Origin of the sequence: Microbacterium sp. Mcb102 (assembly GCF_024519805.1) — a bacterium.
Lineage (GTDB): Bacteria > Actinomycetota > Actinomycetes > Actinomycetales > Microbacteriaceae > Microbacterium.
Map to the genome: position 1 here is coordinate 222,689 of NZ_JALJRG010000008.1, position 26,817 is coordinate 249,505.

Here is a 26,817-nt window from a genome sequence, read left to right on the forward strand (position 1 = left end):
CGACCATGCTGGAGAGCTATGGACATCCATGACTACCTTCGGGTGTTCCGTCGACAGATCGTCGTCATCGTCGCGAGTGTTCTGATCGGGCTCTCCACCGGCGCGCTGGTCGCGATGCTCACTCCTCCCCGCTACCAGGCTTCGACCGAGGTCATGGTGGCCGCGCAGGTCGCCGACACGGCCACGCCCGCGGAACGCTCGCTCGCCACCGGGTACGCGAAGCAGGCCGTCGAGACCTACCGCTCGCTCATCACGAGCTCCCTCGTGCTCGACCCCGTCACCGAAGACCTCGGCCTCACCACAGCCCCCACGGGCATCAGCGCCTCCGCACCCCTCAACAGCGCGATCATCACGATCACCGTCGACAACCGCAACCCGGGGCAGGCCGCCCGCATCGCGAACGCCGTCGCCGAGAGTTTCGCCACCGTCGTCACCGACACGCTCGAGAGCCGCGACCAGGCCGCCGCATTCAGCATCCGGATCGTCACGCTCGAACCCGCTCAGGTGCCGACGAATCCCGTCGCGCCGAACCTCTCCCTGTCTCTCATCATCGGCTCACTGCTCGGGCTCGCGGTCGGCGTCGGCGTCGCTCTCCTGCGTGCGACGCTCGACCGCCGGGTGCGCGTCGCCGCCGACGTCGAGGCCGCCGTGCCGGTTCCCGTCCTCGGACAGATCCCGCTCGACCCGGACACGAGAGAGCACCCCCTCGCCATGAGCACCGCACCGCACGGCCTCCGCGCCGAGGCCTACCGCAGCCTCCGCACCAACGTGCGCTTCTTCTTCTCCGGCAACCAGGGCGTGTTCGTCGTGACCAGCTCCGGCCCGGGCGAGGGCAAGTCGACCACCGCGGCGAACCTGGCGCTCGCCTTCGCCGACGCCGGTCAGCGCGTGGCCCTGCTCGACGGCGACCTCCGGCTCCCCCGCGTGGCGGAGTACTTCGGTATCGAGGGCGGGATCGGGCTCAGCGACGTGCTGGCCGGACGCGTGCACCTCAACGACGTCATCCAGCGCTGGGGCCGCAGCGCCCTGTTCGTCCTCCCGGCCGGCACCGTGCCGCCGAACCCGGCCGAGCTGCTCGGCTCTTCCGCGATGGAGAGCCTGATCGAGGCGCTCACAGAAGCCTTCGACGTCGTCATCATCGACGCGCCACCGCTGCTGCTCGTGACGGACGCCGCCGTGATCGCCCGCGTCACGACCGGAGCCCTGCTGATCGCCGCCGCCGGATCGTCGCAGGCGAACCGGCTCGCCGACGCAGCCAAGAGCATCGAGTCGGTCGGAGCCCGCGTGCTCGGAACGGTGCTGACGAAGGCTCCGGTCAGCGCGGCCGCGAGCACGGCCTACGGCACCGCCGCGCCGACCACGACGCACTGACCACACGCAGCGGCCGGTCGTCCCACCGCCGCTGTGGAAGAATACCGGGATACCGTTTTCACGGCCCGCCTTGATCGGCAGCGGTCGCATTGCATCAGGGGGAATCTGCCGCGTGGAACTTCGCGACTATGTGCGTGTGCTGCACAGAAACTGGATCCTGATCCTCGTCCTGATGGTCCTCGGCCTCGCCGGCGGTGCCGGCTATGCCGCACTCCAGCAGCCGAAGTACGTCGCATCGACGCAGCTGTACGTCTCGGTCCGCACCGAGGGCGCCGCCACCGGCGACCTCGTGCAGGGCACGACCTTCGCACGACAGATGGTCACGAGCTACGTCGACGTCGTCGGCACGGCGCTCGTGCTCGAACCCGTGATCGATGAGCTCGGCCTCGACGACTCGGTCTCGGGGCTCAGCAGCCGCGTCACCGCGACCACGCCGCTCAACACGGTGCTGATCGACGTCAGCGTGACCGACGGAGACCCCGAGCAGGCCGCGGCCATCGCCAACGCCGTCGCGACCAGCTTCCAGGACGCGGTGCAGAAGACGCTCGAGCAGCCCGCCACCGAAGACGCCGTCAGCCCGGTGCGCATCACCGTGACCGAGCCCGCCATCGCCTCCTCCACTCCGACGAGCCCCAACGTGCGCCTGCTGATCATCCTCGGCGGCATCATCGGCCTCGCACTCGGCCTCGGCATCGCGATGCTCCGCACCGTGCTCGACAATCGCATCCACACGCTCCACGACATCGAGGCGCTCACTGATCGCCCCGTCCTCGGCGGCATCGCGTACGACCCGGATGCCACCAAGCGTCCCCTCATCGTGCACGCCGACCCGCGCAGCCCGCGCGCCGAGTCGTTCCGCAGCCTGCGCACGAACCTGCAGTTCCTCAACCTCGACTCGGGCCCCCGCATCTTCGTCGTCTCCAGCGCCGGCCCCGGCGAAGGAAAGTCGACGACCACCGCCAACCTCGCCATCGCCCTCGCCGAGACGGGAGCCCGCGTGGCTCTGGTCGACGGCGACCTGCGGCTGCCCCGCGTGGCCGACTACCTGGGCATCGAGGGCGGCGTCGGACTCACCGACGTGCTCATCGGACGCGTGGACGTGGCCGACGCGCTGCAGAAGTGGGGCACGTCCGACCTATACGTGCTGCCGAGCGGTCAGGTCCCGCCGAACCCTAGCGAGCTGCTCGGCTCGGCCGCGATGGATCAGGTGCTCAAGTCGCTCGGTGACTACTTCGACTACGTGCTGATCGATGCCCCGCCGCTGCTGCTGGTGACCGACGCGGCCGTGGTGGGAAGCAAGACCCGCGGAGTGATCCTCGCCGCCGCCTCCGGCAAGACCAAGAAGCAGGAGCTCTCCGGAGCACTGCGTGCACTCGAGAACGCCGGCGTGCAGATGCTCGGCGTGGTCGTCACGATGCTGCCGACCAAGGGCCCCGACAGCTACGGCTACGGCTCCTACACCTACGGCTCGACGCACGACCTCGACGGCGAGACGTCGACGGATCGGCGGAAAGCGAAGAAGGCCAAGAAGGCGAAGAGCGCCAAGAAGCGCGCAACCGCCCGAGCCTGACCTGCCCCCGACCGAGCCGCACTACTTCGTCGGCGCCACCCGGAAGACGATGCCGTGATAGAGCACGAAGCGCAGCAGGACCACGATGACGATGCTCGTCAGGTTCACGAGGTTGACGGCGACCGCCCCCGGCTCACGACCGAGGATCGCGCCGACCGCTTCGACGCCCACCCAGACGAGCACGGCGCCGATGGCCGTGCAGACCGCATTGGTCACGAGGAACAGCGTGACCTCGGAGACCCGTCCGCGACGGTCCCGGTGGCGGAACGTCCACTCGCGGTTGCCGATGTACGCGTTCACCAGCGCGACGAGGGAGGCGACGATCTTCGCGGCGACCACATCCCATCCCCACACGAAGACCAGCAGATTGAAGACGCCGACCTCGATGATGGTGCTCAGCGCACCCACGACGAGGAAACGGCTGCCGACGCTGGCGATGCGACGGATGCGGGAGGGAGGGTTCATGGCTCAACTAGGCTACTGGCTGATCCCCGCGCCCTCCGCCACCCCAAGGACCCCGTGACCCTTCGCCACCTCGCCGTCGTCATGCCCGCCTACAACGAGGCCGAGGGCATCCAGGGCTTCATCGACGAGATCCGTGACTGCGTCTCCCCCCTGGCCGATCACGTCTCCTTCCACGTCGCCGACGATCGCTCCACGGATGCCACGGCCACGGTGTTCGACGCCGTCTCCGACGTGACCGTCGAGGTGCAGCCGCTGAACCGCGGCCACGGCCCGACCGCGCTCTCGGCCTACCGTGCCGGGCTCGCCGCCGACCCCGACGTGCTGGTGCATGTCGACGGCGACGGGCAGTTCTACGGGAGCGACTTCGTTCGGCTCATCAACGCACTCACGACCGAAGACGCCGATGTCGTCCACGGCGTGCGCGACGGCCGCACCGACCCCTGGTACCGCAAGGTGCTCACGGGCGCCGTCGGCCTGCTGATCGCCCTCGCCGCCGGACGCCGCATCCCCGACGTCAACACCCCGCTTCGTGCCTATCGCCCCGACGCCCTGCGACTGCTCGTCGACGCGACCCCGGCCGACGCCACGGTCCCGCACGTGCACTTCTCGCTCGCCGAGGCGCGCGCGGGCTTCACCGTGCGCTACCTCCGCGTCGCCAGCATCCCTCGTCGGGGCGAATCGACCACGGGCACCATGTGGGGGCGAGGGAACTCGGTCACCCTGCCGCCGAAGCGTCTGCGCCGGTTCGTTCGCGTCGCCCTCGTCGAGGCGTGGACCCTCTCTCTGCGGCCATCCGCTCCCCTGCGCGGCATCCGTCTTCCGGAGACCGTCGCGCGATGACCCGAGCACGCACGGTCGTGTTCTGGGCGGCGGCCGTCGCCCTGCTGATCGGTCACGTCATCGTGGCCTGGCACAGCCTCGTGGTGTGGCGCTTCTGGGAGGACGAGGCCTTCAACCTCACGGTCCCGCTCAATCTGTTGGACGGACTCGGATACTCCAGCGACGGCGTGCTCTCCGGCTCGACCATCACGCCGTTCGACCCGCGTATCTCGACCGGGCCCGTCGTGCTCCTGCCCGTCGCCGCGCTCCTCGCGACCGGGATGGACCCGGTGCTGGCCGCACGTCTCGTCCCCTTGGCCTTCTGGGTGGCGCTCCTCGCCGGCCTCGCCGTGATCGGGCGACGCATCGGCGGACGCTGGGCCGCTCTGCTCGCCGTGGCCGTGCCCCTGGCGTTCACTGCGGATGCCGGCTTCTCCCCCATCCAGGGCCCCGCCGATCTGCTGGGCGAGATCCCCGCGGCCGCGCTCCTCGTCTGGGCCCTCACACTGCTTCCCCGCCGCGCCTGGCTCGCCGGGCTCCTCGTGGGCCTCGCGATCCAGGCGAAGCTCATCGCCGCCCTCGCCCTCCCCGCCTTCGCCATCGCCCTGTGGGTGCTCTCCGACGGCACCGGCTGGGCCCGGGTGCGCGACACGCTCCGGCGGTCGTGGCTGCCCCTCCTGCTGGCCACCGTGCCGACGCTGCTCCTCGAGCTGGGCGCGCTGCTGTCGCTGGGGTTCTCCGGTTATTGGCAGCACGTGCGCGACTTCGCCCACTTCCTCCGCACGGGCGGGCAGGGCGACGCCGCGACCACGGTGCTGCAGAAGCTCGGCACGCTGGCGGACTCCTGGTCGCTGCCCGGTTTCGTCGCCGTGTTCGGAGCGGTCATCGCCCTCGGCCTCGCCATCACCGGCATCGTGCGGCGCTGGCGTGACGCGAGCGCAGCGGACCGGATCGTGATCGCCTACGCCGTAGCGGCGATCGTGGGCGCGCTCGCGTTCGTCGGCTGGTGGGCCACCGCCTCCCGCCTGCCGCTGTGGGTTCGGCACCCCGCGCCCGGCATCCTCGCGTTCTTCCCCGTCATCGCCGCGGCCGCGCTGTGGGCGGTGGCCGCCCTGCCCCGCCGCAAGGGCGCGCGCGTCATCGGGATCATCGCCGCGTCCGCTCTGGCCGCCATCATCGCCGGCGGCGGCGTGAGTCATGTCGTGTCGACGTACGAGCCCCGCACCACGCTGGAGAGCCAGCGCACGGCCCTCGTGCCGCTCACGGCCTGGGTCGAGGCGAACGATGTCGAGTGGCTGGCGGCCGAGCCCTGGGGGTACGCGGTCGCGCCCATCGTGCTGACGGGTGCGCACGTCGGGCTCTTCGACGCCCCCGCCATGGCCGACGTGCCACGGCTGACCACTCAGCCCTGCACCACCGAGACGCTCGTCGACGCCGGCCAGTACCGCATCTGCGCGGCACCCTGACCGCCGCCCCTCGCTCCCCGTACACAGAGAACCGGCCGACCGCTGAGATCAGCGACCGGCCGGTTCCGAGGTTCTGCGAGCGTCAGAGCGAGAGGCGCTCCTGCACGACCTCCGCCAGTCGTCCGGCGTAGGCGTGCACCGACTCCGCATCGGCGGCTTCGACCATCACCCGCACCAGGGGCTCGGTGCCGGACTTGCGCAGCAGCACGCGGCCGGAATCACCCAGCTCACCCTCGATGTCGCGCACAGCCTGCTGCACGACCTCGTCGTCTGCGACGCGATCCTTGTCGACGTCGCGCACATTGATGAGCACCTGCGGGTACACGGTCATGATCGATGCGAGCTCCGCGATCGACTTCTTCTGCCGCGCCATCTCCGCCACCAGGTGGAGGCCAGTGAGGATGCCGTCGCCGGTGGTGGCGTACTCGCTCATGATCACGTGACCGGACTGCTCGCCGCCGAGCGCGTATCCGCCCTCGTTCATGTCTTCGAGCACGTAGCGGTCGCCGACGGCGGTCTGACGCACCGTGATGCCGTGCTCGCGCATCGCGACATGCAGGCCGAGGTTGCTCATGACGGTCGCGACGAGCGTGTCGTCTGTGAGGCGTCCGCGCTCCTTCATCGACACCGCGATGATGGCCATGATCTGGTCACCGTCGATGTGATTGCCCTCGGCGTCCACGGCGAGGCAGCGGTCGGCGTCGCCGTCGTGGGCGATGCCGATGTCGGCGCCCAGACGCACGACAGCCTCGGCGAGGTTGTCGAGGTGGGTCGAGCCGACTCCGTCGTTGATGTTCCAGCCGTCGGGGTCTGCCCCGATGACCGTCACCTCGGCGCCCGCATCGCGGAACGTCTCGGGCGAGACCCCGGATGCCGCGCCGTGGGCGCAGTCGAGCACCACGTGGATGCCCTCGAGACGATTCGGCAGCGAGCCGAGGAGGTGCACGACGTAGCGGTCCTCCGCGTCGGAGAAGCGGTCGACACGACCGACGCCGGCACCCGTCGGGCGCAGCATCTCGCCGTGCATGGCCTCTTCGATGCGCTGCTCGACCTCATCGGGGAGCTTGCGGCCCCCGCGGGCGAAGATCTTGATCCCGTTGTCGGGAGCGGCGTTGTGCGAGGCCGAGATCATGACACCGAAGTCGGCGTCACGGTCGGCGACGAGGAACGCCAGCGCCGGGGTCGGGATGACACCGGCCTCGAGGACGTCGACACCCGAGGAGGCGAGCCCGGCCGAGACGGCCGACGTCAGGAAGTGTCCGGAGACCCGGGGGTCGCGGGCGACCACTGCGGTGAGTCGCTTGCCTTCGGCTTTGCGAGCCTCCGCAGTACGGCCCTGGCCCAGGACGACAGCAGTCGCCTGGGCCAGGGTGAGCGCCAGGTCGGCGGTGAGGATGCCATTGGCAAGTCCTCGCACGCCGTCCGTGCCAAAGATCGGCATCGGAGCAGTGGACCTTAACGCTTCGAGTACTGAGGCGCCTTACGGGCCTTCTTGAGTCCGGCCTTCTTGCGCTCCTTGACGCGAGCGTCACGCGAGAGGAAGCCGGCCTTCTTCAGGGTCGGACGGTTGTTCTCCTCGTCGATGCCGTTCAGCGAACGGGCGATGCCGAGGCGGAGCGCACCGGCCTGGCCCGAGGGGCCACCACCGGAGATGCGCGCGATGACGTCGTATGCACCGGTGAGGTTCAGCACCGTGAACGGGTCGTTGATCAGCTGCTGGTGCAGCTTGTTCGGGAAGTAGTCCTCGATCGTGCGGCCGTTGACCGTGATCGTGCCCGAGCCGGGGACGATGCGCACGCGGGCGATGGCCTGCTTGCGACGGCCGACAGCGGCACCCGGGACGCTGAGGACGGGGCGGGGAGCCGCCTCGACCACGTCGGTCTCCGGAGTCGACGTCGAGAAGTTCTGGGGGGTTTCGGTGGTGTCCTGGATGTCAGCCACGAGTATGTCCTTAAGTCTTTACGGCGCTTACTGGGCGACCTGGTCGAGGGTGTACGTCTGCGGCTGCTGCGCGGCGTGCGGGTGCTCGGCACCGACGTACACCTTGAGCTTGGTCAGCTGCTGGCGGCCGAGGCTGTTCTTGGGGAGCATGCCACGGATGGCCTTCTCCACAGCGCGAACCGGGTTCTTCTCGAGGAGCTCGGCGTAGGTGACCGACTTCAGGCCGCCCGGGTAACCCGAGTGGCGGTAGGCCAGCTTCTTCTGGAGCTTCTGACCGGTGAGCGCGACCTTGTCGGCGTTCACGATGATGACGAAGTCACCCGAGTCGATGTGGTTGGCGAAGGTCGGCTTGTGCTTGCCACGCAGGAGCGTAGCGGCGTGCGAAGCCAGACGGCCGAGAACGACGTCGGTGGCGTCGATGACGACCCAATCGCGCTGGACTTCGCCAGCCTTGGGGGTGTAAGTGCGCGTCACGATAGTGCTGCTTTCTTGTGTCGAACGGAGAAGTTCGTGAATCCCACTCCGGGGTGGTTCTTCCCGACAGGGAGGAACACGCCAGTGGAGGGCTCACGTTCGGACGATGCCCACTTCCCGCGAACGGGAAAGGCACCAAAGGGAAATCATACGCCACCGGGCGCGGATGCCCAAACCGCCGACTCAGTCGGGTTTGACCGTGACCAGGATCGGGCGGTGGTCGCTCGACCCCTGGGGCAGCGTCGTGATGCGCTCGATCTCGAAACCGGCCGAGGTCGCGAAGTCGTAGTGCCCGCGGAACACCCGGTAGCGCGTGTAGGTGTGGTCGTCGCTGAGCGAGAGGGCATAACCGTGGTCGCGCACGGCCTGACCGAGGTTCTCCTTGAAGATCGGGTAGTTGTAGTCGCCGACCATCAGCTGCGGCAGACCCTCCCCGAGAGTCGCGAGCTCGGTGAGCGCCGCGCGGATCTGGTGCCGACGCAACGAGTTCAATGCGGTGAGCGGTGCGGCATGGAACGAGGCGACGATGAAATCCTGGGCGTCGTCGATGTCACGCAGCCGAGCGCCGAGCACACGCTCGTGAGCGGGTTTCGCGATCCGGTCGTGCAGCGACTTCTTCAACCCGAGGGTGCGGATCGACTGCAGATGGTAGGTGCTCGAGCGGTAGAAAAGCGCGAGCCCGAGGCGGTTGCCCTGCGTCGCGTCCGCGAGGACCAGGTCGCCGATCTCTGCGGGCAGCTCCGGAACGTCGCACTCCTGCAGACACAGGATGTCGGGGTCGTGCTCGCCGACGATGGCGGCGAGTTCACCGGCCGCGCGATGCTTCTGGAGGTTGTAGGAGATGACCTTCATGACCGTTCCACGCTACTCGCCCAGGCTGTGGTCGGGCTCCGGATCACGAACGCGGCTCGTACCGTCACGTCGAGCCCGCGTCTGCTCCGCGCGCGTCGCGAGCAGCTCGTCGGCGGGGTAGCCGACCTCGGTGAGGATCAGGCCGCGCGCCGCCAGGACCTTGAACTCGCTCGTGCGCGTCAGGGCGTCGCGCAGCACCACGACATCCTCGACGTCGAGGCGTCCCTCCCCCACCGCCGCGCACGCGCCGACGAGTGCGCGCACCATGCTGTGGCAGAACGCGTCGGCCTTGACCTCGGCGACGAGGACACCTTCGGCATCACGTACCCAGCGGTAGTCGAGCAGCGTGCGGATCGTCGTCGCCTCTTCGCGTGGCTTGCAGTACGAAGCGAAGTCGTGCAGGCCGATGAGGCTGCGGGCCGCGGCATCCATCGCCTGTTCGTCGAGATTCCCGCGGATGTTCGTCGTATCGTGCCGGCGCAGTGGATCGAATCCGGCCTGCGCATCGGCGAGACGGTAGCGGTAACGCCGCCACACCGCCGAGAACCGGGCGTCGAAGCCCTCGGGAGCGATCGACGTCTTCGTGACGGTCACGTCGGAGTAGGCACCGAGCACCCCGCGCATGCGCCCGGCGATGGTCTCCGCCGGAGCCAGCGGAGCCCGTCCCTGCCTGGCCTCGATGCGCGACCACTGCTTCTCGTCGAGATCGACGTGCGCGACCTGACCGCTGGCGTGCACTCCCGCGTCGGTGCGGCCCGCGACGACGAACTGCACGTCGGAGCCGACGATCCGCGCGAGAGCCGCCTCGAGAGTCCCCTGCACGGTGCGAAGCGTCGGCTGCTTGGCCCACCCGCGGAAGTGGGTGCCGTCGTAGGCGATATCGAGCCGGATGCGCACGGAGCAAGCCTAGGACACGTCCGCGGACGTGCCCGGGCGACCTCAGATGCCGCCGTCGATCGAACGGATCGTGACGCTGGGCTCGTCCGGCACCATCACCTGCGTCTCGCGGTTCAGGCTCTCGCCGCGGAAGAACCGCTTCGACCGCGGGAACAGGTACCAGACGAACATCAGCACCAGACCGAACGCGAGCGAGCCGACGCCGATCACGAATGTGCCGCCGATGCCGAACAGGACGGTGTATCCGTAGTCGACGTCCCACATGTCGATCGCGGACTGGATGAATGCCCAGGTCAGCATGAGTCCGCCCAGCAGCGGGAAGAGTCCCTTGAAGAAGAACTCCCGCGGCGACGACGTCAGATCCTTGCGGAAGTACCAGACGCACGCGAAACCCGTGATGGCGTAGTAGAACGCAATCGCGAGGCCGAGCGAGAGGATCGAGTCCTGCAGGATGTTGTCGCTGATCAGCGTCATGCCGATGTAGTACGCCGAGGCGACCACGCCCATGACAATCGTCGAGAACGACGGCGTCTTGTAGGTCGGGTGCACGTCCTTGAACTTCGCCGGCAGGGCGCGGTACACGCCCATCGCGAGCGTGCCGCGGGCGGTCGGCAGGATGGTGGTCTGCGTCGACGAGATCGCCGAGATGATCACCGAGACGACGAGCACCCAGCCGAACGGGCCCAGCAGTCCGTCCTTGATCGCGAGGAAGAAGTCGTCGGCGTTCGCCTCGTTGCCGAGGCCCGTGCCGCTCTCCCCCAGACCGGCGTACATCATGGCCGCGATGGTGACGGCAACATACGTGACCAGCAGGATGACGGTGGTCAGCAGCGCGGCGCGGCCGGGAATGCGCTTCGGGTCCTTGGTCTCCTCGTTCAGGGCGAGGCAGGTGTCCCAGCCCCAGTAGATGAAGAGGGCGAGCAGGATGGCCTCGGTGAAGCCCGACCAGTCCGTGAAGGCGAAGGGGTTCATCCACTCCCAGGAGAAGGGCGTGGGGTTCGGGGCGGTGCCGGCGAAGAACTGCCACAGCGCGGTCACCACGAAGATCGCGAGCGCCAGGTACTGGATGCCCAGCAGGATGTTCTGGATGCGCTCGCCGATCTCGACTCCACGCCAGCTGACCCAGGTCATCGCGGCGATGAAGAGCACGGCGACGACGACCACGCGCCAGTCGTTGTTCTCGAGGTCCTGTCCGATCAGTGACCAGAAGTAGACCGAGGCGATCTGGGCGAGATTGGCGAGCACGACCATACCGGCGACGGCGACACCCCAGCCGCCCATCCAGCCCACCCACGGCCCGAAGGCCTTGGTGCCCCAGGTGAAGGTCGTGCCGCAGTCGGGCACCGCGTTGTTGAGCTCTCGATACGCGAAGGCGATCAGGAGCATCGGGACGAAGGCGATGATGAAGGCGATCGGCGCCTGCGCACCGACGGCGAGCACCACGAAGCCGAGCGTCGCGACGAGCGAGTAGACCGGGGCCGTCGAGGCGAGACCGATGACGGTCGACCCCCAGAGTCCCAGGGTTCCCGCAGCCAGACCCTTGCCGTCGGGTCGTTCCAGATGAATGGGCGTCGTTGCTGCCATGTCAGAACAGTAGAGCCACCACGGTTATCGCGTCAACGGTTTCTTTCACCGACCGAATCCGCGGCCAACGGCGCATCCTGGCAACGGAATCCGCAGATTCAACCCCTTTCGAGCATCCCCTCGGCATGGTCGGCGACCCATTCCATCAGCGGCAGCATCCGCTCCATCAGATCGCGGCCGAGCGGAGTGAGGCTGTACTCCACGTGCGGCGGCACCGTCGGGAGCGACTCCCGATGCACGAGCCCGTCCTCGGCGAGCGTGCGCAGCGTCGAGGCGAGCATCTTCTCGCTGATGCCGTCGACCTCGCGACGCAGTGCACCCCAGCGGTGCGTGCCGTCGGACAAGCAGGAGAGCACGAGCACACCCCACTTGCTCATGATGTGGTCGAGGACGACCCGCGTGCCGCAGTTCTGATCGAACACGAACGGCGTGGATTCCTTTATCTGCGCGAAACTAACCGTCATGTGGGTACCTTACTTCAAAGTGGGTACCCGCAGATCGGAATGCGCAATGCCCGTCGCGAGGTTGTCGAGGGTGTCACTTACGAAAGGACCCTCATGACCATCCTCGTCACCGGCGCGACCGGCAACCTCGGACGCCTCATCATCGCCAGCCTTCTCGAGCGCGGCGCCGACCCGCAGTCGATCGTCGCCGGAGCCCGCGACACCGCGAAGGCCGCCGACCTCGGCGTGCGCGTCGTGCGCCTGGACTACACCGACCTCGCCTCGGTGGCCGCGGCCGTCGAGGGCGTCGACACCGTCGTGCTCGTGTCCGGATCGGAGGTCGGACAGCGGGTGGCCCAGCACCAGGCGGTCATCGACGCCGCGAAGGCCGCCGGGGTCTCCAAGTTCATCTACACCAGCGCGCCGAAGGCGACCACCAGCGATCTGGTCCTGGCGCCCGAGCACAAGGCGACGGAAGAGCTGATCGCCGCCGCGGGACTTCCCGCCGTGATCCTCCGCAACAACTGGTACACCGAGAACTACGCCGCCGACCTCGCCCGCGCCGCCGAGACCGGCGTGCTCACCTCGGGCACCGGTGACGGACGGGTCGCCTCGGCCAGCCGCAAGGACTTCGCAGAAGCGGCGGCCGTCGTCGCGCTCGAAGACGGACACGTCGGCGAGGTCTACGAGCTGGGCGGCGACGTCGCCTGGACCTACAGCGATCTGGCCTCGGCCCTCTCCGAGGTCACGGGGCGCGAGGTCGCATTCGTCCCGGTCTCGTTCGACGACCAGCTCGCAGCCCTCCGCGAAGCCGGTCTCGATCAGGGAACGGCCGGATTCGTCGCCGCGCTCGACGCCGGGATCCGCGGTGGCGCCCTGGCCGAGACCGACGGGACGCTCGCGCGGCTGATCGGACGCCCCACCACCCCGCTGGTCGAGGGGCTGCGCGCGATCGCCTGATCGCCACCGGGTGTTCCGCGGGATGCCGCCCTCCTCCGAGGGCGGCATCCCCCGTGTCATCCTGCGGGTGCTGCCTCTGCGGACTGCACGTGCACGACCGTGAGGGTGATGCTGTCCGGCCGGAGCCCCCGCGTCTCGAGCACCGCATCGACCGCGGCGTGCACGGCGCGAAGGGCATCCGCCGATCTCGCGTCGGAGTCCACCCCGATCGACACCTCCACGGCGATGCCGTCGCCCACCGGCGCGACCGACACCAGCGGCTCGTCCTCCGGTCGCCCGCCGAGCGCCGCGGCCCCCGCGCGCAGCAGATTCGAGATGAGCGAACCGGAGCGGTACACGGAGCGCACCCCGGGAGACGCTCGCACCGCCTTCTCGATCTCGGCGGCGACCACCGCCCCTGCATCGGTGACCCTCAGCTCTCCTGCGTCCATGACGACACCTCCCTGATGTCCCGGATCGCGATGTCGATCGCGACGACGTTCAACTCCGTGTGCGCACGAAGGACCCGATCCACCTCGCCCCGGAGGCGGTCGGCGACCACCGGGATCGGCTGCCCGTGCAGCGCGCTGGCGTCGATCTCGACGCGGATCGGCTCATCCGCGACGGTCACGTCGCCGATGAGGCGGCAGCGCCCGATGAGGAGTCCCTGCACGGTGCTCTCGGCCGAGCGGATGAGTCCGCGCACCGCCCCCTCGGTGATCCCGAGATCCGTCGACGGATCCGGGGACTCGAACGGGATGCGTCGGCCCGAGCGCGCATCCATGGCGATGCCGCTGAGGATGCGGTCGACCCAGCTCCCCTCGACCTCCGGTTCCGCGGCGGTCTCGGCGGCCATCAGCTCCGCGCCGAGGCCGTGCAGACGTTCGAGCGCGTCCAGCGCCAGCTGACAGCCGGGCGACTCGTCGATCGAGCGGTCGGAGGGCTGTCGTCCCGCTTCGAGGTAGTCGGTGAGCTCGTCGAGCGTGTGCCCGTCGAGATCGCTCGGTTCCAGACCGAGACGGCGGACTTCTGGCATGTCTCTCTCGTCGGTCATCGCCACTCCTCCATCCGTACGATCATGTATTTCCGGGCCCGCGCGAGCAGTCCTCGCGCGGTGGAGACGGGAATGCCGAGCTCTTCCGAGATCTCCTCGTAGGAGTAGCCGCCGATCTCGCGCAGGACCCAGCATTCGCGCTGGGCATCGGGCAGCTCGCGCAGCGCGGCACCGACGGCGGCGACTCCGGCTCGCACCTCGACCACCGCCGACGGCGAGGCGTGCAACGGCGCCGGGCGATCGATGGAGTCGATGTCCACGACGGGTCGGGCCGCGCGGATGCGATCCACCGCCTTCCGACTCACGATCCGCATCAGCCAGCTCTTCACCTTCGACGGGTCGTCGAGCTCGCCGAACCGCTGCCAGGCGGTGACGAAGGACTCCTGCACGATGTCGTCGACATCGGCCGAGGCGTTCAGCATCCGCTGCGTGTACGCACGCATCATCGGCGTGTATCTCCGCACGAGCACCGCGAAGGCTTCGACATCGCCGTCCATCGCACGTCCGGCGACGATGCCGTCGTCGGCCTGCTCGAGCGCTCTGCGAAAGCGTTCCTCTTCCATCTGTTCCCCACCCCTCGATCCGATCCCCACAGGAGATTCGGAACCGACGCCTCACCGGATCGGATCCTCGCCGACCGACCTGGGAGTGATCGGGGAGGAACCCGGTCGGGTCCCTCCCCGCGTCCGCTACTTCTTGAACGCATCCTTGACGTTCTCGGCCGTGTCGCGGATCTCGCCCTTGGCCTGCTCGGCCTTGCCCTCGGCGATGAGCTTGTCGTCGTTGGTGACCTTGCCGACGGCCTCCTTCGCCTTGCCGGCGACCTTCTCCGCAGCGGCCTTGATCTTGTCTTCAGCGCCCATGGCGTCTCCTTTTCTCATCGCACCCGTGTCTCGGGTTCGCGTGTTCACGCACGTGGTCCGTGCGTTGGTCTGTGTCGCCGTCGCACCCGATCACCGCACTCTCATCGGCGAGCGGAAACCCTCGCTCCAGCGCCGGTCCGAGAGGTGCAGCAGGATCGGGATTCGAGACCCCAGCAGCTCGTCCCATTCGCCGATCGCCGCCTCGGCCGCCGCGACGACGTTCGCCAGTGGAGCCCCCGGCCGCACGGTCACGGCCAACTCGACCGCGCGCGTCTGACCGACACGGTAGGTGCCTGTGCGGGCCGAGAGCACATCGGGTCGCCGGATCAGCGGCTCGGTGAGCACGGCGTCGACCACGTTGCGATCGACAGTCGTCCGCCCGGTGGCGGTATGCACGTCGAGCACGGTCTTCGAGCGCCCACGTCGGCGCGAGATCAGGAACACCACCAGCAGGACCGTCAGCACCAGCGCAGCCGCCGCCGCGAACAGCAGCGGCATCGGCACCGGGCCGATGCCCATCACCTGCCACGTCCGGTCGTCGACGGATTTCCACGCGGCCGCGACTTCTGCCGCCGGCCGCCGCACCCACGCCGGCGGATCACCGGCGGAGAGCACTCCTGCCGCGAGAGCGACGGCTCCGGCGATCAGAAGCGCCGCACCCACGAGGAAGAGCACGCTGCGGTTCACGAATCGGTTCGTCGCGTTCATGCGACCACTCCGTTCGGTTCGACGATGACGCGCGGGGTGGCCGAGAAGCCGATCCCCGCGAGGATGTCGTTCGCTGCGTCCTCGGCGTCGGCCACCCGGACGAAGACGCCGCTGGTCGGAGTGATGCGGACTTCGACCGTGCGCCGGCCGACGAAGACGGCCACCCGGCTGCGTTCGACGCCGGCACGACGGGCTACCGCCGCGGCGATCGAGTCGGCGATCACGCCGTCGTCCACGAGCAGCGCGGTCCGTTCGGTGAGGCGTGCCCGCCGTGCCCGTCGTCCGGGCAGCAGTGCGAGCGCGATGAGCACCACGGCGAGAGCCGTGAGCACCCCACCCACGGCGAACAGCACCGGCGGCTGCTGCACCCCGACGGAGATCTCCTCGAGCGGTCGCGCTGCCGCATCACGGAAGCCGCCGTCGACAAGCCACCACACGGCGCCGGCGAGCAGCGCGATCAGGAGCAGGGCACCGATGGATGCGACCACCACCGCCGCGGCAGTGCGGGACGTGTGCGTCTCGCGACGCAGGACGCGGCGATATGTCGCCTGTTCGTTCGTCATCGCACTCTCCTCTCCGTACTCCGGTGGACGCCCGAGTACCGGACGTCCACGGTGCCGACCTGACGGCCGGCCAGTTCTCGCATGCCCTCGATCAGACCGGTGCGGAGTTCCTCCCCGCCGGCGACCAGGTCCGTTCGACGCGTCGATGCCACGGCCACGGGCACGGTGACCGCGATCCGCAGTGGACCGTGATCGTCCGACAGCTGCACCCCGACGTCGCGAGCCGAGACCCGGGCGACATCGTGCGCGATGCCCACGGCGAGCCGTTGCAGCGCGCGGGCGGTGAAGGTCGTCGTCCCCAGGACGGCACCTGCCTCCGCCAGGGGTGAGCGGTCGGCCGTCATGAGGAGGAGCGCCGGCCTCGGAAGACCTCGGCGAGCGCCCGCAGGTCGAGTCGACCGTCGATGATGCGGCCGGCGACCGCGCCCACCAGCATCGCCAGTGCCACGAGCACGAAGGCCCAGAAGCCCAGAGCCACCCAGGTCAACGCGAGGGCGGCCGCAGCCGCCGCTCCGATCACCGACGCGGTCACTGGACTCGCGTCTCCTGCGTGCCGTCGCCCTCGTCATCGGAGGGGATGTGCACGTCGTTGACGGTCACGTTGACCTCGGCGACTTCCATGCCGACCAGTTCCACCATGGCGCGGTGGATGGCGGCGCGGACGTCGTCCGCCACCTTCTGGAGCGAGACCGGGTACTCGGCGACGATCGTCACGTCGACCGCGACCTGAGTCTCCCCGACCTCCACGCGGATCCCCTGCGAGAGGTCGGTGGTGTTGAGCGCGTCGCGGATGGCCCCCACCATGCGCGCGGTGCCCCCACCGAGTGCGTAGACGCCGCTGACCTCGCGAGCGGCGATGCCGGCGATCTTCGCCACCACCGCATCCTCGATCGTGGTCTTGCCCGCAGCAGCCCCCTGCTGCGGTGCGACGATCTGGGTCTTGGGCTGAGTACTGCCGGTCACGTTCGCCATCTCGAGCTCCTTCATCCGTGTATCCGTCCCCCTGCGGAGTGCGGGTCGCCGTTCAGCGACACCACTAGGACGGATGCCGGGCGGAGAACGTCACAGATTCGTCGGAACTTTTTCGTCCCCGCCTGAGCGGGCACTCACAGTGCACTCCAAGGAAGAGAGTGCAATATTGCACTCCATGAGCGACAGTGCAGATTCACTGCGGGAGCAGCGCAAGCGCGAAACGTCCCGTGCACTCACCGATGCCGCCCGCCGACTGACGACGGAGCAGGGCTTCGCGGGTTTCACCATCGAGGAGCTGTGCGCCGAGGTGGGCGTGTCCCGACGCACCTTCTTCAACTACTTCGAGAGCAAGGAGAACGCGGTCTTCGGGTTCGCCACCATCGACTCGCGCCAAGAGGCCCTCGAAGAGGAGTTCGCCTCGCAACACGGTGACCTGCTCGACGACTTCATCGAGCTGACGATCCGCCGCTTCGAGCTGTTCAACCCGGTCGAGGATGCTCCGGCGATGTTCGCCGTGATCGAGCAGGAGCCGCGTCTGCTCAAGGCCGCGTTCGAGCAGCTCGCCAAGAACGAGCGTCGCGACATGGGGCTGATCGTCCGCCGCACCGGAGACGACGCTGATGCCGGACTCCGCGCCGAGGTGATCGTGCACACCGTCGGCGCGCTCGTGCGGATGAGCATGGACCAGCTCCTGCACCACCAGTCCACCGAGCCGTTCAGCGACCTCATCACCCGACGTCTCGACCTCGCCCGCTCGCTCTACGCACCGTCACAGAAAGACCTCTGAATGTCCGCCACCGCCACGAAGGATGCGCCCTTCCTGCTCACGAAGCGCCGCATCTGGATCATCTTCAGCGCCCTCATCGCGGGCATGCTGCTCTCCAGCCTCGATCAGACCATCGTCTCGACCGCCATGCCGACCATCGTCGGCCAGCTCGGCGGCGTCGACCACCAGGTCTGGATCACCACCGCCTACCTGCTCGCCACGACCATCGTGATGCCGATCTACGGCAAGTTCGGTGACGTCCTCGGCCGACGCAACCTGTTCCTGGTCGCCATCGCGCTGTTCACCCTGGCCTCGGTCGGCTGCGCCTTCGCCACCGACTTCTGGATGTTCGTCGTCTTCCGCGCCCTGCAGGGCCTCGGCGGCGGCGGCCTGATGATCCTGTCGCAGGCGATCATCGCCGACATCGTGCCCGCCAACGAGCGCGGCAAGTACATGGGCCCGCTCGGCGCCGTGTTCGGTCTGTCGGCCGTCGCGGGGCCGCTCCTCGGCGGCTACTTCGTCGACCACCTGACCTGGCAGTGGGCGTTCTACATCAACATCCCCGTCGGCATCGCCGCGTTCATCATCGCTCTGGTCGCGCTGAAGCTGCCGAGCAAGAAGGCCGAGAAGCCGATCGACATCTTCGGCGTCATCTTCCTCTCGATCGCGACCACCTGCCTGATCTTCTTCACCGACTTCGGCGGCGACAAGGAGTTCGGCTGGGATTCGCTGGCCACCTGGGCCTGGGGCGCCGGCCTGATCGTCGCAGCCACGGCCTTCGTCATCACGGAATCGCGGGTCAAGGACCCGATCATCCCGCTCAGCCTCTTCCGCAACCCGATCTTCGTGAACGCGACCGCGATCGGACTGGTGCTCGGAATCGGCATGTTCGCGGCGATCGGCTTCGTGCCGACCTTCCTGCAGATGTCGTCCGGCACCTCGGCGGCGGAATCCGGTCTGCTGATGATCCCGATGATGGTGGGCCTGATGGGCACGTCGATCTTCTCGGGCATCGCGATCTCCAAGACCGGCAAGTACAAGATCTATCCGATCCTCGGCACGATCATCACCGGCATCGCGATGGTCTCGATGACCACCCTGTCGGCCTCCACACCGATCTGGTTGATCTGCACGTTCCTGTTCGTGTTCGGCGCCGGGCTCGGCCTCATCATGCAGGTCGTCGTCCTGGTCGTGCAGAACGCGGTCCCCGCGGGCGAGCTCGGCACCGCCACCAGCACGAACAACTACTTCCGCGAGGTGGGCGCGTCGCTGGGAACCGCCGTGTTCGGCACGATCTTCACCACGCGCCTGACCGAGAACCTCACCGGGGTCTTCGCCGGGGCCGGTGCCTCGCCGGATGCCGCGTCGCAGGCCGCGTCCACGATCGACCCCGCGACGCTGAACACCCTCCCCGACGAGGTGCGCGACGGCATCGTCACCGCGTACGCGGACGCTCTGGCGCCGGTGTTCTGGTACCTCGTACCCTTCATCGCACTCGCACTCGTGCTGTCGCTGTTCCTCAAGCAGATCCCGCTGTCCGATCAGGCCGGACTCGTCGCCCGCGGCGAGGCGATCAGCGGTGAGGAAGCGGAGCGCATGGAAGCCGAGCAGCGCGGCATCGCCCATCCGGACGATCTCGCAACGGCGGATGCCGGGCCGACGGACACAGGTTCCACACCGACGGTCCGCTGATATCCTCGCGCCCTCACCCTTCCGATGAAGGGTGAGGGCGCGACGGTGTCAAGCCCCTCCCTTTCCGCGCAGCGAGCGGTCATCCTTCATCGTGGGGACAGGCAGGAGAACGATGGAGCACGACCCGGACCGCAGGTTCGCCCTGGCGCGCGTCGGCGACACCGACTGGGCGATCCATGATCTGCACTACCCGGAGGGCGATCACCGCCGAGTGGTCTGCACGATCTTCGAAGACGCGCCGACGGAGTTCGAGGTCCTGTGGCGACGCGACCTCCCCCTCGCCCTGCGGTACAGCTCCGCAGAGGACGTGCTCGACGCCGTCCGGAGGTTCCAGGACGCCTCTCGGGCGACGCGGCCGATCCCGATCCCGCACCTCCCACCGACGCGCAACCGGGGTGCGGGTCGGAGCGCTCCTCGCTGACACGCCGAGATGTCTCCGCTGGACGCACAGCGCCGGCCTGCGCAAAACTGACGTGAACACGCCGGCCCTCCCCCACCGCCTGGAGTCCTCATGACCTCTCCCGCACCCACCGCCACGTTCTGGAAGAGGTTCTGGGAAAAGGGCGGATGGTGGCGAGCGCTCCTCCTCACGGCCGCGTACTTCGTCCTCTTCCAGCTGCTCTCGCTGTCGTTCACTCCGCTCGCGCTGAACATCCAGGAACCGAGCAGCGCGGCGGGCCTCGCCGTGTTCTACGTCCTGCCCGAACTCGTCGGGGCCGTCATCCTCGCCGCCTTCACCCTCTCGGTCGGGTGGTGGCGCGAGGTCTTCGGCCGGCAGCCGATCCGCGGCCGAGGCTGGATGTGGATCGCCATCGTTGTGGTGCTGCTGTTCAACATCCTCCGCTTCGCGACGATCGACTACGGCAAGGCGGGCTTCGACGTCGTGCTGACGTGGCTCCTGGCCGGACTCCTGATCGGCTTCACCGAAGAGGTGCTCACTCGCGGCCTGGTCGTGAACCTGATGCGCAAGGCGGGCCACCGCGAGGTCGTGGTGGCCGTGGTCTCGGCCGCCCTCTTCGCGGGACTGCACGCGGGCAACCTGCTCAACGGGCAGAACCTCCTCGCGACCGGGTTCCAGCTGGTCTACACCTTCGCCTTCGGCATCCTGATGTACCTCGCGCTCCGCGTGACCGGAACGATCATCGCGCCGATCCTGCTGCACGCGAGCACCGACCCGAGCATCTTCCTGCAGACCGCCTACCCGGCGGAGGGCGCGCTCACGGGCTTCGCCGGTCTCGGCAACATCGTGGTGGTCGTCGCCGGCTTCGTGACGATCTTCTTCATCCGCGGCCGCGTCGGCGACACCCGCCCGGACCTCAGCGAGACACGTCCGGCCTGACCGCGCGTCACGCGTCGGTGCCGCGCTGCACCGACAGCGCCCACACCTGCTCGATCGGGGTGAAGCCGTCCTCGCCATCAGCACCGTGGAAGCCTTCGACGAACCGGCCGATGTCGGCCTGCCACGCGTCGTTCACCGGCGAGGCCTCGACGACACGCATCGCCGCTTCGAAGTCGTCGCATTCGACCAGGTGGAACAAGTCGCGACCGGAGCGCCAGATCGTCCAGTCGTGGATGCCAGCGACGCCGAAGAGGTCGCGCAGCGCGTCGGGGATCCGGGCGTGGTGGGCTCGGTAGTCGTCGACCGCGCCCTCGGCGATGATCGAATGCAGGGCGATGCGCATGTGGTCCCCTCCGCGCTCAGATCGATTCCGGTGGGACGATGAGTCCCGCGTCCTGCAGGGCGGTCCACAGCTCCGCAGGAATCACCGCCGTCGCGCGGGCGACGGCCTCCGTCACCTGCTGCACCCCGCGCATCCCCACGACGGCCGAGACCACCTGCGGCATCCGCAGCGGATACTGCACGGCGGCCGACGGCAGCGTCACGCCATGCGCGCGGCAGATGCGCTCGAGCTCGCGCGCCCGCTCCACCACGTCCAGGGGCGCATCGGCGTAGTCGTAGCTGACCCGGTCGGGCACGCTGTCACGGGCGAGGAGTCCCGAGTTGTAGACGGCGGCGGCGACCACCGCGACACCACGCTCGCGCGCGAGCCGCAGCATCCGCAGACTGGCGGCCTGCTCGAGGAGTGTGAGCCGGCCTGCGCACATCACGATGTCCGCGTCGGTCTGCTCGATCAGGTCGGCGAGCATCCCGGCCTGGTTCATCCCGGCGCCGTACGCTCCGATCACGCCCTCGTCGCGCAGCGCCGACAGCGTCTGCGCACCGGTGGTCCTGGCGGCGTCGAAGTGGTCGTCCGGGTCGTGCATGTACACGACGTCCACCCGGTCGACTCCGAGCCGGTCCAGGCTCGCCTCGAGCGACCGCAGCACGCCGTCGCGGCTGAGGTCGTAGACGCGACGCACGTCGGACGGCACGTCGAAGAGGTTGGCCATGTCCCGCAGGTGAGCCGTCTCCGGGCTCGGGACGAGTAGTCGCCCGACTTTCGTGGAGAGCACGTACTCGTCCCGCGGATACGCGGCGAGCGCGCGGCCGAGTCGGCGCTCCGAGAGCCCGAGTCCGTAGTGGGGCGCCGTGTCGAAGTAGCGGATGCCGGCGTCCCAGGCCGCGTGCACCGACGCTTCCGCCTCCTCGTCGGTCATCACGCTGCCCAGATTGCCGAGCTGGGCGCATCCCATGCCGAGGATGCTGACGTCGAGCCCGCGATGCGTGCGAACGGGGATCATGAGGCCTCCACCGACGATCCGTGGATGTGACTCATCACGGCCGCACTCATCGGTTGGTAATCGTGCGTGTTCTCGACGACGCCGCGCACGATGAACTGGTCCATGACGACGATGCGGTCGGCGAGCGTCACCATCTCGGCGAGGTCGCTCGAGATGAGCAGGATCGCCATGCCGTCGTCGGCGAGCCGCCAGATGAGTTCGTAGAACGCGCGCTTGGTGCGCACGTCGATCCCGACCGTCGGCTCGTCGATGATGAGCACACGGGTCCGCGCGGCGAGCCACTTGGCCAGAGAGACCTTCTGCTGGTTGCCTCCGGAGAGCTGTCCGGCGAGCTGATCCTGCGAGCTGATCCTGATATCCAGGGCGTCGACGTGGGTCTGCACCGCGTCGCGCTCCGTGCGCCCGGGGACGAATCCGAGGACCTTCGAGATCTCCGACCAGATGGTGACGGCGACGTTGCGCGTGATCGACTGCAGGAGGAAGACTCCCTCCTCCTTGCGGTTCTCGGTGACGTAGCCGATGCGGAAACGGCGCAGGGCATCGCGCACGGAGCGGATCCGCACCGATCTGCCGTCGACCTTCACCTCTCCCCCGACGACTCGGTCGAGTCCGAGGATGGCTCGCGCGAGCTCGGTGCGGCCGGCGCCGACGAGCCCGTACATCCCGAGCACCTCTCCCGGATGAACCGCGAGCGAGATGCGGCGATGCCCGGCGGCGGTGCTGACATCCGTCAGCTCGAGCGCGGGCGTGACGGTGCGGTCGACCTCGCGCTCCTCGACCTCCAGATCGGCGAGCGTGCGGCCGACCATCCGCGCGACGACCTCGTCATGGGTCGTGTCCGCGATCGGCTGCGAGGGCATGACGGTGCTGCCGTCGCGGAGCACGGTGATCGCATCGCAGTGCGCGAACACCTCGTCGAGCTTGTGGCTGACGAGGACGATGGCGGTGCCCTCGGCGCTGAGCTGCCGCACCACTTTGTAGAGCCGGTCGGCCTCGTCGTTGCTGAGTGAGGCGGTCGGCTCGTCGAGCAGGAGCACCTTGGCGCTGCGGTACAGGCCGCGGGCGATCTCCACGAGCTGGATCTGCGCGGCCGAGAGCTCACGCATGGGGGTGCGGGGATCGATGTCGAGGTCGAGCATGTCCAGGCAGCGCTTCGACTCGCGCCACACCTGCCGCCGGTCGACCGTGCCCGCACGGCGGGGCATCGCGGAGAGGGCGATGTTCTCCCCCACGGTGAACTCGCGGACGACGTTGCGCTCCTGATGCACGACACCGATACCGGCCGCCATCGCCTCCAACGGGTTCGAGAACGAGATCTCCTCACCGCCCAGGATCAGGCTCCCGGAGTCGGCGCCCTGCACACCGGTCACGATCTTGATGAGCGTCGACTTGCCCGCGCCGTTCTCGCCCATGAGGGCGTGCACCGAGCCGGCCTCGAGGGTCAGGTTCGCGTCGGCGAGCGCGGTCACGCCAGGGAACGTCTTGCGCAGGTTCCGGACTTCCAGTGCGACGGTCATCGCTTCACCTCCGCCAGTGCGGCTTCCGCCCGCAACGATCTGATCCTGCTGGCATGTCGAGACGCCTGCACCTCGCGCAGCTTGCCGAGAGCCACGGTACCCAGCACCACCGCACCGACGACGAAGTTCACGACCTCGGCGTCGAAGCGGAAGATCGGGCTGGCGGCATCCACGAGCCGCACGACCATCGCCGCGAGCACCGTGCCGAGGACTGCCACGGTCCCTCCGGCGAGCGCGACGCCGCCGATGATCGGTGCGGCGAAGCTCGGCAGCAGCCAGTCGCCGCCGACGGTCGTGTTCACACCGGGGAGGAACGAGATGCTCACCATCGCGGCGACGCCGCAGAGGAGTCCGGAGAGCGTGTGGGCCACGACGAGAGCGCGGTCGGTCGAGATTCCGGCGAGTTGCGCGGCCGAGGCGTTGCCGCCGCTGGCCAGCAGTTTTCGCCCCGACACCGTCTGCGCGAAGTAGAGGGCGACGATCGCGGCGACCACGAGCGTCATCAGGAAGATCGTCGGGATGCCCAGGATCTCCGACCGCCCGAAGGCGGCGAGCTCGGGCCACGCCTTGCGCTCGATCGTGCGGGTGCCGACGAGGGCGTACTGCACACCGATCAGGATCTGCGACATCGCGAGAGTCACGATGAAGCCGTTGATCCTGGTGCCGACGACCAGTAGACCGTTGACGAGGCCGAGCACGGCGCCGGTGAGCACGGCGACGAGGGCACCGATCCATGGGGGGACGCCCCAGGATGTGACGATCACGCCGGTGAAGCAGGCCGCGACGCCGCCGATGGCACCGACCGCGAGGTTGAGCTGCCCGACGCAGAGCGTGATCATCTGGGCGAGCCCGATCAGGATCGGCACGCTGACGAACCGGAAGAAGCTCGTCATCGACACCGGGCCGAAGAACTGTCCCGACGTCGCCATGCCCAGCACGGCGGCTCCGACCACGACGATCCCTACCAGCAGGAGGTTGTTCGCGCTGATCATGCGTTTCATCGGTGGGCCTCCGCCTCTTCGAGTTCGACGGCGAGCGTCGCGGCGGACTCCGTCGCTGCGGCGGGACGGCGTCGCGCGAAGAGCAGCCGCAGCCGGTCCGTGGCGAGTGCCGCCAGGAGGATGACGCCGAGCAGGACGTTGAGCGTCTCGAGCCCGACCCCGAACAGCTCGAGCCCCTTGCGGATCACCGAGGTCAGCGTGATGCCGAGCGCGGTGCCGACGATCGAGACCAGGCCGCCGGCGAGCAGCGTGCCGCCGAGGATCGGTCCGAGGAACGAGGAGAGCATGAACTCGCTGCCGATGGCGGGGGTGAACGACCCCGTGCTCGCGGCGAGCAAGAACCCGGCGATCGCCGCGAGCAGCCCGGAGAGGGCATGCGCGAGGATGGTCCGGCTCGCGGTCGGGATGCCGGAGAGCTCTGCGGCCTTCACACTGCTGCCGGTCATCAGGACTTCGCGTCCGCTGCGGGTGCAGGTGTAGAAGTACCAGATCACGGCCATGCAGCCGAGGGCGGGCAGGACCATGAGCGGCACGGCGTTCGAGCCGCAGTAGCCGAACATGCAGACGTCGGCGAAGGTGCCGCGACCGATGGTCTCGAACCCGGCGGGCGAGACCGTGAACGCCTGGCCGGTGCTCCACGACTTGTACAGCGTGGGGATCAGTCCCAGCAGCGTGAAGCTCATCGCGAGGGTGACGATGAACGAGTTCACGCCGGTCTTGGCGATGATCCATCCGGCGAGCGCGCCGAGCGCCGTACTGGCGAGCACCCCGAGAGCGAGCCCGGCGAGGAGTGGCAGGCCGAGGTTCTCGAACGCGGCACCGGTGACGAGCGCCCCGATCCCGGCGAGCTGACCGACAGCGAGGTTCATGTGACCGATCGAGAGCACCACCATCTGCGCGAGCCCGACGACGGTGAAGATCGCGATCGTCGTGAGCAGCGGCGCGATGACGAAGGGGCCGTTGAGGAACGCCGGTTTGAGGATCGCCAGGGTCGTGGCCAGGACGACGATCAGGACGACGAGGAGCGCACGCGGTGAGCGGAGCTCGGCGCGCGCGGCAGCACCCAGACGCGACATCAGAGCACGATCCTGTCGTCCATCGCATCGCGATCCCAATCGATGCCCAGGCCGAGCGTCTCCGGCGCGAGGGCGCGGCCGCCTTCGATGGTCATACCGGTCCGGGTGATCGCTCGCAGCTGCGGGATGTGCTCGACGTAGCGTCCGTTCGGGACAGCGGCGACCAGGCTCACGTGCAGTTCCATGAGGAAGTGCGGGCACACGTGCACGTTGAACGACTCGGCGAGGTGCGCGACCTTCAGCCAGGGGGTGATCCCGCCGATGCGGGCGACGTCCACCTGGACGATTCCCGCGGCGCCGCGGTCGAGATACTCGCGGAACTGCGCGATCGAGTACATCGACTCCCCCACCGCGATCGGTGTCGATGTCGATGCCGCGAGGCGGACATGCCCCTCGATGTCATCGGCGGGCAGGGGCTCTTCGATCCAGCCGAGGTCGAGTCCGTCGAACAGTCGAGCACGACGGATGGCCTCCGCGCCGGTCAGGGACTGGTTGGCGTCGACCATGATGTCGAAGTGCGCGCCGACCGCCTCACGAACAGCTGTCAGCCGCTCGCGGTCCTCCTGTCCGCTCGGCTTGCCGATCTTGACCTTCACGCCTTTGAGCCCGGCGTCCTTCGAGGCGAGCGCTCCGGCCACCAGCTCGTCGGTGTCGAGGTGCAGCCACCCGCCCTCGGTGTCATAGAGGGGGATGTCACGACGGAACCCTCCCGCGAGCCGCCAGAGCGGGAGCGCGGCACGACGCGAGGCGATGTCCCACAGCGCCGTGTCGACGGCGGCGAGGGCCAGCGAGGTGATGGCCCCGGTCGTCGTCGCGCGGGTCGAGGCGAACAGGCGGTACCAGACCGCCTCGATGCGGTCGGCTTCCTGGCCGACGAGGATCGGGAGCAGGTGGTCGCGCAGCATCGACAGCACCGCGCGACCCCCTGTTCCGATCGTGTAGGAGTACCCGAGGCCGTGCAGGCCATCGCTCGTGGTGAGCTCGACGAAGATCGTCTCCTGAGACACGAAGCTCTGCACGGCATCCGTGCGTTCGGTCTCGACGGCGACGTCCACGAGGAACGCGCGAGCATCGGTGATCGTACTGGCCATCGGGTACATCT

32 protein-coding genes are annotated in these 26,817 nt (G+C 68.6%); 9 read left to right on the plus strand and 23 right to left on the minus strand.

What is annotated here, in order from left to right; genetic code table 11:
• The first annotated feature begins 18 nt into the window (after nucleotides 1-18).
• Together OC372_RS18200 and OC372_RS18205 are read left to right on the plus strand one after the other, a co-directional pair.
• Nucleotides 19-1,371, plus strand: coding sequence for a polysaccharide biosynthesis tyrosine autokinase (locus OC372_RS18200; protein ID WP_262003489.1), 1,353 nt, complete (start codon nucleotides 19-21; stop codon nucleotides 1,369-1,371).
• 112 nt (nucleotides 1,372-1,483) lie between these two features.
• Nucleotides 1,484-2,941, plus strand: coding sequence for a polysaccharide biosynthesis tyrosine autokinase (locus OC372_RS18205; protein WP_262003491.1), 1,458 nt, complete (start codon nucleotides 1,484-1,486; stop codon nucleotides 2,939-2,941).
• Between the two features lie 21 nt (nucleotides 2,942-2,962).
• Here the strand turns inward: OC372_RS18205 and OC372_RS18210 are convergent, their stop codons facing one another.
• The gene (locus tag OC372_RS18210; RefSeq protein WP_105712247.1) at nucleotides 2,963-3,406 is read right to left on the minus strand and encodes a GtrA family protein; all 444 of its coding nucleotides are present in this window, start codon (nucleotides 3,404-3,406) and stop codon (nucleotides 2,963-2,965) included.
• Nucleotides 3,407-3,460: 54 nt separating this feature from the next.
• Between OC372_RS18210 and OC372_RS18215 the strand changes: the two genes are divergently transcribed.
• Both OC372_RS18215 and OC372_RS18220 read left to right on the plus strand, forming a co-directional pair.
• A complete protein-coding gene (locus tag OC372_RS18215) occupies nucleotides 3,461-4,246 on the plus strand; it encodes a glycosyltransferase family 2 protein (protein ID WP_262003495.1) in 786 nt (261 codons plus the stop codon).
• Nucleotides 4,243-5,691, plus strand: a complete 1,449-nt coding sequence (locus OC372_RS18220; protein ID WP_262003497.1) for a hypothetical protein — start codon at nucleotides 4,243-4,245, stop codon at nucleotides 5,689-5,691. The genes OC372_RS18215 and OC372_RS18220 overlap by 4 nt, the downstream gene beginning before the upstream one ends.
• A gap of 82 nt (nucleotides 5,692-5,773) precedes the next feature.
• Here the strand turns inward: OC372_RS18220 and glmM are convergent, their stop codons facing one another.
• From glmM to OC372_RS18255, 7 genes are all read right to left on the minus strand, one after another.
• Nucleotides 5,774-7,132, minus strand: a complete 1,359-nt coding sequence (gene glmM, locus OC372_RS18225) for a phosphoglucosamine mutase (RefSeq protein ID WP_105712250.1) — start codon at nucleotides 7,130-7,132, stop codon at nucleotides 5,774-5,776.
• Between the two features lie 14 nt (nucleotides 7,133-7,146).
• On the minus strand, nucleotides 7,147-7,632 hold the full coding sequence (rpsI, locus tag OC372_RS18230) for a 30S ribosomal protein S9 (protein ID WP_028502255.1): 486 nt from the start codon (nucleotides 7,630-7,632) through the stop codon (nucleotides 7,147-7,149).
• Between the two features lie 27 nt (nucleotides 7,633-7,659).
• Complete coding sequence (rplM, locus tag OC372_RS18235) at nucleotides 7,660-8,106, minus strand: 50S ribosomal protein L13 (RefSeq protein WP_029261158.1); 447 nt, start codon at nucleotides 8,104-8,106, stop codon at nucleotides 7,660-7,662.
• A gap of 183 nt (nucleotides 8,107-8,289) precedes the next feature.
• Nucleotides 8,290-8,958, minus strand: a complete 669-nt coding sequence (locus tag OC372_RS18240) for an endonuclease/exonuclease/phosphatase family protein (protein ID WP_029261157.1) — start codon at nucleotides 8,956-8,958, stop codon at nucleotides 8,290-8,292.
• Between the two features lie 12 nt (nucleotides 8,959-8,970).
• Nucleotides 8,971-9,855: a tRNA pseudouridine(38-40) synthase TruA gene (gene truA, locus OC372_RS18245; protein WP_262003502.1), complete on the minus strand. Its 885-nt coding sequence runs from the start codon at nucleotides 9,853-9,855 to the stop codon at nucleotides 8,971-8,973.
• A 42-nt stretch (nucleotides 9,856-9,897) separates the two neighbouring features.
• On the minus strand, nucleotides 9,898-11,439 hold the full coding sequence (locus OC372_RS18250; protein ID WP_262003504.1) for an APC family permease: 1,542 nt from the start codon (nucleotides 11,437-11,439) through the stop codon (nucleotides 9,898-9,900).
• A 98-nt stretch (nucleotides 11,440-11,537) separates the two neighbouring features.
• The gene (locus tag OC372_RS18255) at nucleotides 11,538-11,903 is read right to left on the minus strand and encodes a winged helix-turn-helix transcriptional regulator (protein ID WP_262003506.1); all 366 of its coding nucleotides are present in this window, start codon (nucleotides 11,901-11,903) and stop codon (nucleotides 11,538-11,540) included.
• Nucleotides 11,904-11,996: 93 nt separating this feature from the next.
• Between OC372_RS18255 and OC372_RS18260 the strand changes: the two genes are divergently transcribed.
• Nucleotides 11,997-12,842 carry an SDR family oxidoreductase gene (locus OC372_RS18260; protein ID WP_262003508.1) on the plus strand — a complete coding sequence of 282 codons (846 nt, stop codon included), beginning with the start codon at nucleotides 11,997-11,999 and terminating at the stop codon, nucleotides 12,840-12,842.
• Nucleotides 12,843-12,898: 56 nt separating this feature from the next.
• On the opposite strand, the gene OC372_RS18265 is transcribed toward OC372_RS18260, so the two are convergent.
• From OC372_RS18265 to OC372_RS18305, 9 genes are all read right to left on the minus strand, one after another.
• Nucleotides 12,899-13,273, minus strand: a complete 375-nt coding sequence (locus tag OC372_RS18265; protein WP_262003510.1) for a hypothetical protein — start codon at nucleotides 13,271-13,273, stop codon at nucleotides 12,899-12,901.
• Entirely contained in the window at nucleotides 13,255-13,875 is a 621-nt protein-coding gene (locus OC372_RS18270) for an Asp23/Gls24 family envelope stress response protein (protein WP_105712255.1), read from the minus strand. Before OC372_RS18270 ends, OC372_RS18265 begins: the two co-directional genes overlap by 19 nt.
• Nucleotides 13,872-14,438, minus strand: a complete 567-nt coding sequence (locus OC372_RS18275; protein ID WP_029261150.1) for an RNA polymerase sigma factor — start codon at nucleotides 14,436-14,438, stop codon at nucleotides 13,872-13,874. The genes OC372_RS18270 and OC372_RS18275 overlap by 4 nt, the downstream gene beginning before the upstream one ends.
• 126 nt (nucleotides 14,439-14,564) lie before the next feature.
• The gene (locus tag OC372_RS18280; protein WP_262003513.1) at nucleotides 14,565-14,738 is read right to left on the minus strand and encodes a CsbD family protein; all 174 of its coding nucleotides are present in this window, start codon (nucleotides 14,736-14,738) and stop codon (nucleotides 14,565-14,567) included.
• A 90-nt stretch (nucleotides 14,739-14,828) separates the two neighbouring features.
• Nucleotides 14,829-15,446 carry a hypothetical protein gene (locus OC372_RS18285; protein WP_262003515.1) on the minus strand — a complete coding sequence of 206 codons (618 nt, stop codon included), beginning with the start codon at nucleotides 15,444-15,446 and terminating at the stop codon, nucleotides 14,829-14,831.
• Complete coding sequence (locus tag OC372_RS18290; RefSeq protein WP_262003517.1) at nucleotides 15,443-16,009, minus strand: hypothetical protein; 567 nt, start codon at nucleotides 16,007-16,009, stop codon at nucleotides 15,443-15,445. Before OC372_RS18290 ends, OC372_RS18285 begins: the two co-directional genes overlap by 4 nt.
• On the minus strand, nucleotides 16,006-16,353 hold the full coding sequence (locus OC372_RS18295) for a hypothetical protein (RefSeq protein ID WP_262003519.1): 348 nt from the start codon (nucleotides 16,351-16,353) through the stop codon (nucleotides 16,006-16,008). Before OC372_RS18295 ends, OC372_RS18290 begins: the two co-directional genes overlap by 4 nt.
• A complete protein-coding gene (locus tag OC372_RS18300) occupies nucleotides 16,350-16,541 on the minus strand; it encodes a DUF2273 domain-containing protein (protein ID WP_029261145.1) in 192 nt (63 codons plus the stop codon). Before OC372_RS18300 ends, OC372_RS18295 begins: the two co-directional genes overlap by 4 nt.
• Nucleotides 16,538-16,981, minus strand: coding sequence for an Asp23/Gls24 family envelope stress response protein (locus OC372_RS18305; protein ID WP_081859859.1), 444 nt, complete (start codon nucleotides 16,979-16,981; stop codon nucleotides 16,538-16,540). Before OC372_RS18305 ends, OC372_RS18300 begins: the two co-directional genes overlap by 4 nt.
• Before the next feature lie 175 nt (nucleotides 16,982-17,156).
• Here OC372_RS18305 and OC372_RS18310 point away from each other — a divergent pair, with 175 nt between their 5' ends.
• The 4 genes from OC372_RS18310 (at nucleotide 17,157) to OC372_RS18325 (ending at nucleotide 20,778) form a co-directional block, all read left to right on the plus strand.
• The gene (locus OC372_RS18310; protein WP_262003522.1) at nucleotides 17,157-17,768 is read left to right on the plus strand and encodes a TetR/AcrR family transcriptional regulator; all 612 of its coding nucleotides are present in this window, start codon (nucleotides 17,157-17,159) and stop codon (nucleotides 17,766-17,768) included.
• Entirely contained in the window at nucleotides 17,769-19,439 is a 1,671-nt protein-coding gene (locus tag OC372_RS18315; RefSeq protein ID WP_029261142.1) for an MDR family MFS transporter, read from the plus strand.
• A 112-nt stretch (nucleotides 19,440-19,551) separates the two neighbouring features.
• Nucleotides 19,552-19,860 (plus strand): hypothetical protein, encoded by a 309-nt coding sequence (locus OC372_RS18320; protein WP_105712263.1) that lies wholly within the window; start codon nucleotides 19,552-19,554, stop codon nucleotides 19,858-19,860.
• Between the two features lie 90 nt (nucleotides 19,861-19,950).
• The gene (locus OC372_RS18325; protein ID WP_262003525.1) at nucleotides 19,951-20,778 is read left to right on the plus strand and encodes a CPBP family intramembrane glutamic endopeptidase; all 828 of its coding nucleotides are present in this window, start codon (nucleotides 19,951-19,953) and stop codon (nucleotides 20,776-20,778) included.
• A 7-nt stretch (nucleotides 20,779-20,785) separates the two neighbouring features.
• On the opposite strand, the gene OC372_RS18330 is transcribed toward OC372_RS18325, so the two are convergent.
• Genes OC372_RS18330 through OC372_RS18355 form a run of 6 tightly spaced genes read right to left on the minus strand, consistent with a single transcriptional unit; the run spans nucleotide 20,786 to nucleotide 26,806 of the window.
• The gene (locus OC372_RS18330; protein ID WP_262003527.1) at nucleotides 20,786-21,121 is read right to left on the minus strand and encodes an L-rhamnose mutarotase; all 336 of its coding nucleotides are present in this window, start codon (nucleotides 21,119-21,121) and stop codon (nucleotides 20,786-20,788) included.
• Between the two features lie 16 nt (nucleotides 21,122-21,137).
• A complete protein-coding gene (locus OC372_RS18335) occupies nucleotides 21,138-22,121 on the minus strand; it encodes an aldo/keto reductase (RefSeq protein ID WP_262003529.1) in 984 nt (327 codons plus the stop codon).
• Entirely contained in the window at nucleotides 22,118-23,638 is a 1,521-nt protein-coding gene (locus OC372_RS18340; protein ID WP_262003531.1) for a sugar ABC transporter ATP-binding protein, read from the minus strand. The genes OC372_RS18335 and OC372_RS18340 overlap by 4 nt, the downstream gene beginning before the upstream one ends.
• Nucleotides 23,635-24,639 carry an ABC transporter permease gene (locus OC372_RS18345; protein WP_262003533.1) on the minus strand — a complete coding sequence of 335 codons (1,005 nt, stop codon included), beginning with the start codon at nucleotides 24,637-24,639 and terminating at the stop codon, nucleotides 23,635-23,637. Before OC372_RS18345 ends, OC372_RS18340 begins: the two co-directional genes overlap by 4 nt.
• Nucleotides 24,636-25,715, minus strand: coding sequence for an ABC transporter permease (locus tag OC372_RS18350; RefSeq protein WP_262003535.1), 1,080 nt, complete (start codon nucleotides 25,713-25,715; stop codon nucleotides 24,636-24,638). The genes OC372_RS18345 and OC372_RS18350 overlap by 4 nt, the downstream gene beginning before the upstream one ends.
• Nucleotides 25,715-26,806 (minus strand): mandelate racemase/muconate lactonizing enzyme family protein, encoded by a 1,092-nt coding sequence (locus OC372_RS18355; RefSeq protein ID WP_262003537.1) that lies wholly within the window; start codon nucleotides 26,804-26,806, stop codon nucleotides 25,715-25,717. The genes OC372_RS18350 and OC372_RS18355 overlap by 1 nt, the downstream gene beginning before the upstream one ends.
• Nucleotides 26,807-26,817 lie beyond the last annotated feature (11 nt).